4 protein-coding genes are annotated in these 4,116 nt (G+C 47.9%); all 4 read right to left on the minus strand.

Annotation, left to right across the window (positions count from 1 at the left end; genetic code table 11):
• The coding region (locus BG32_RS08100; protein ID WP_121526659.1) for an ABC transporter permease subunit at positions 1–665 on the minus strand (665 nt) is incomplete at its 3' end.
• 4 nt (positions 666–669) lie between these two features.
• Positions 670–1,641, minus strand: a complete 972-nt coding sequence (locus BG32_RS08105) for an ABC transporter substrate-binding protein (RefSeq protein ID WP_121509836.1) — start codon at positions 1,639–1,641, stop codon at positions 670–672.
• A 257-nt stretch (positions 1,642–1,898) separates the two neighbouring features.
• Positions 1,899–2,837, minus strand: a complete 939-nt coding sequence (locus BG32_RS08110; protein WP_006492756.1) for an ABC transporter permease — start codon at positions 2,835–2,837, stop codon at positions 1,899–1,901.
• Positions 2,830–3,945, minus strand: a complete 1,116-nt coding sequence (locus BG32_RS08115; RefSeq protein ID WP_014730731.1) for an ABC transporter permease — start codon at positions 3,943–3,945, stop codon at positions 2,830–2,832. The genes BG32_RS08110 and BG32_RS08115 overlap by 8 nt, the downstream gene beginning before the upstream one ends.
• Between the last annotated feature and the right edge of the window lie 171 nt (positions 3,946–4,116).

The following is a 4,116-nucleotide window of genomic DNA, read 5'->3' on the forward strand; positions in this document are numbered from 1 at the left end:
CCTATAACGCAGTTGGCAATGGTAAGCCCCGCAATGGCAAGAACATCCTGGGATATTCCGAAAGACACCACCCCCGAGGGATTACTGCCAAATGCTCTCAGTGTCATTCCCGGGTCAGATTTCAATGCAACCGACAGAACTACAACCACAGCAGAAATTAAGACAACTATTAGTAACAAGTCAGAACCATCGAGCTGGTTATTAAAGATATTCTTGGCAACTACCGTTGTTCTTGATTGGCGCTTCTCAGTGTTGATCTCAAGCTCTTCGAAAAGGTTATCTAGGCCAGTACCGCCGCTCATCTCCTCGAAGCTTTGAGTTGTCCCCTCTGGAACGACTCTTGGAACTGGGAGATTGGGTCCGCCCATTACCCTGAGATTGACTGAGTAAAGCATTGTCATGACCAAAATTCCGGCAAGAAGAACGTTGATCTTGAGCTTTCTATGAATAGTCCCCGTAATGCTTCCGGCAATGGCTCCCGTTAAGGCGGCTAGCATTATCGCAATCCAGGCGGGAAGACCGGAGACAAGTGCTTTTACGGCAACGGCTGCTCCGAGGGCAAAGGAACCGTCCGTCGTAAGATCGGGAAGATCAACAATTCTGAATGATATGTAGACTCCCAGGGCCATCAGGCCGATTATCAATCCCTGTTCCAGAATCGCCATGAACTTACCTTTCCGTCTCTACACCATCGGTTACTATCAGATTAGCCAGATCTAGGACCGATTGTGGAATCTCTACGCCGATTTCTTCTGCGATGTCTGTGTTGACGAAAAGAATCAAGGAATCCTGTCCCAGTATCTTAGTTTCGAGTTCCGAAGGAGGAGTACCCTTAAGAATTTCAACAACCAGTTCTCCGGTGGCTCTACCGACCTGATAGTAATTAAATCCAAAACCGATCAGACCGCCAGATCTTGCAATATCTATATCTCCCGCGACAATTGCGACCTTTTCTCTCAAGGCAACCGTAGAAATCGATTCTATGCTTGAGGCAGCAGTGTTATCTGTACCGATGTAGATTGCGTCTACATCTTTTATCTGGGCATTTAGAGAGGCGACCATTTCGGCGGTCGTAGAACCTGTGATATCTATTAGTTCTAGTCCAAGAGCGTCACAGGCTTCTTTGGCAAACTCCCTTATTGTCACGGAGTTGGCCTCTCCGGAATTGTAAATCACTCCCACCCTTTCGACATCCGGAAGAGTAAGTTTCAGCAGCTGAAGCTGGGTTTTTACAGGTGTCATGTCGCTTATCCCAACCACGTTTCCGGGGTTCTTTCCAAATGCCGGTACAAGGCTTGCGCTGACCGGATCGGTTACTGCGCTGAAAACCACGGGAATTGTCTTTGAAGCATTTACAAGCGCCTGAGCCGACGGGGTTGCTATTCCGACCATTACAGCTGCTTTTAATGATACGAACTGCTTTGCAATGGCTACCGCAGTGGAAACCGATCCCTGAGCATTCTGGAAGTCAATAACAATGTTGTCCCCATCCTTGAAGCCACTCTCTTCAAGAACATCGATAATTCCTTCCCTCACTGCATCAAGAGCCGGGTGCTCTACTATCGCTGTAATCCCAACTGTTTGAACAGACAAACCAAGAATCCCTACCAGTAGTAATAGACACACAAGAACCTGCTTCATTCTACATCCCTCCTGATATAAAAAAAGAGAGAGGACGCTTCTCAACGTCCTCTCTCTTTTCACTCTCTAGTGTATTTTAACTCAAGCACACACTGGAGGAGTCCGAAGAAAGGACGTTCCTCCTAAACCAATAAGCGTATGCAAAGCTTATGAATGTTGCTCGAGTCATCACATTTACCTCCGAATTTCTTTGATAAGAAATTTATACCACAAATAAATGTTACGGATCAACGGTAAAGACGAACGTTTTGTTTCCTTTATGTTCTCTCTTCCCTCGAATAAGGCACACCCGATGAAGCGGGAGCCCCGACCTTGCGCTTCAAAGTGTCTGTTGAAGTGAAGAAGAGCACGACAATCGTCAGCAAATAAGGAAGCATCTTCAGAAAGTCGGGTGAAATATGAGCGCCGACGGCCTGCAATCGTAGTCCTAGGGCGGTTATCCCCCCAAAGAGATACGCACCGATCAAAGCTTTAACGGGATCCCAGGTGGCGAACAGAACCAAGGCTATCGCTATCCACCCTCTGCCCGCAGTCATGTTTTCTATCCACATGGAGTTGTAGGCAAGCGAGAGATAGGCGCCTCCAATGGCCGTTATCGATCCGCCGAGAACCGTGTAAAAATACCTCACCGCGAAGACATTTATTCCTTTAGCATCGGCAGCCTCGGGGGATTCTCCCACCGCTCTGAGAGTAAGACCTGGCTTTGTTTTATAAATGAAGAACCACATAATCGGGACAAGCACAAAACTAATATAAACGAGTACGTCATGATTGAAAAGAACCTGACCGATGTAAGGAATGTCCGAGAGGAACGGAATCTTAATTGGCTCGAAACGCCTTGCAATTACACCGATATAGTCTTTCCCCCAGAGGCCGCTTATGCCGGTACCGAGCATAGTAATGGCCAGACCGCTGACAATCTGGTTGACTCTCAGTGTAACTGTGAAGAAGGCATGAACAAGACCAAGGATTGCACCTGCAAGCATTGCCAAAAGTAAAGCCGCGAGAAGGTTCGATGTTTGATATGAAGCGACAAAGCCACCAATGGCACCAACAAGCATAAGACCTTCCAGTCCAAGATTCATAACTCCAGACCGCTCGGTGAATATTGTGCCTAGAACGGCAAAGAGCAGTGGTGTTCCAGCCCTAATGGTGGCGTTGAGAGTCGATAGAATAAACGATTCGATATTATTCAATGTGAGCCGCCTCCTCTTTGACGATTCTCAGCCTGTATCTGGAGATTGTTTCTCCTCCGAGAAGAGAGAAGAGAACCAGCCCTTGAAAGACCGAGATCAGAGCCATGGGAAGCTTATAAAACATCTGAAGCTGATCGTTGCCCACCAGCAACCCGCCGAAGAGAAAGGAAACGAGTAGAATCGCAATCGGATTGAGTTTGGCCAGCCATGCCACTATGATCGCCGTGTAGCCGTATCCGGGAGAAAAGCCATGCTGAAGTCTATGCTGAACGCCCATCATCTGTACAGCCCCTCCAAGTCCGGCGATCGCTCCACTTACTACGAGAGCAATAATCGTGTACCTGACAATGCTTATTCCAGAATATCTTGCGGCCTGTGCGTTATCCCCGACGATTTTGGAATTCATTCCCCAACTCGTCTTCCTATAGACGTAAAACAGAACAACTGCAATAGCAACAGCGATGAAGAAGCCAACGTGAAACTCACCTTTGAAGAGAGTTGGAAGCCTAGCTTGATCCGGGAACGGAGCCGTTCCGGGGAATCCATAACCTTTCGGGTCTTTCCAGGGACCATAAACAAGATAATCCACCCAGAAGATCGCAACGTAGTTGAGCATCAGAGTGACCACGATCTCGTCAGTCTTTGCGAAGGCTTTCATCAGGGCGGGAATCAAGGCCCACAGGCCACCGGCGACTGCCCCCGTGATTGATAGAAGCAGTATCATTGCCAGAGGAGAGGAGACATCTTTGAAAAGAAAGAGAGCTCCCCACGTCGCGGCCAGGGCACCCATATAGAGCTGACCCTCTCCGCCAATGTTCCAGATCTTCATCCTGTATGCAAATGACAGTCCCAACCCCACGAAGGCTAGCGGTACCATTCTCATTAGCGTGCTGAAGATCCCATACTTATTTGCAAAAGGCCATGTAAGCATTTCCTTGTATGCATCAAACGTCTCACGAAAGGCAAGTGAAAAAGACCCTAGTCTTCCGTAGAAAAACACCATCAAGATTATCCCCATTAAGACCAGTGCGGCTACCACAGAAAGAATTGGCACGAGAATCGACGAATACTTCGGAATAACCAGCCTCTTCTCTATCTTCACTCTCATGATATCTCGCCCCGCTTTGAGCCGGCCATCATAAACCCTATTTCCTCTGTGAAAGACGGTCGGGAGGTGTATATCCCATAATTTCGCCCTCGTAAATCACCGCTACTCTGTCTGAAAGTCTGAAGATTTCATATAGCTCTCCTGCAAGAAGAAGAATAGCAGCTCCCCTTT

This window comes from Mesotoga sp. HF07.pep.5.2.highcov, from assembly GCF_003666285.1.
Taxonomy (GTDB): domain Bacteria; phylum Thermotogota; class Thermotogae; order Petrotogales; family Kosmotogaceae; genus Mesotoga; species Mesotoga prima.

Bases quoted from the DNA above. Each gene is read 5' to 3' on its own strand.
- BG32_RS08105 (WP_121509836.1), bottom strand. From the start codon at position 1,641: ATGAAGCAGGTTCTTGTGTGTCTATTACTACTGGTAGGGATTCTTGGT.
- BG32_RS08115 (WP_014730731.1), bottom strand. From the start codon at position 3,945: ATGAGAGTGAAGATAGAGAAGAGGCTGGTTATTCCGAAGTATTCGTCG.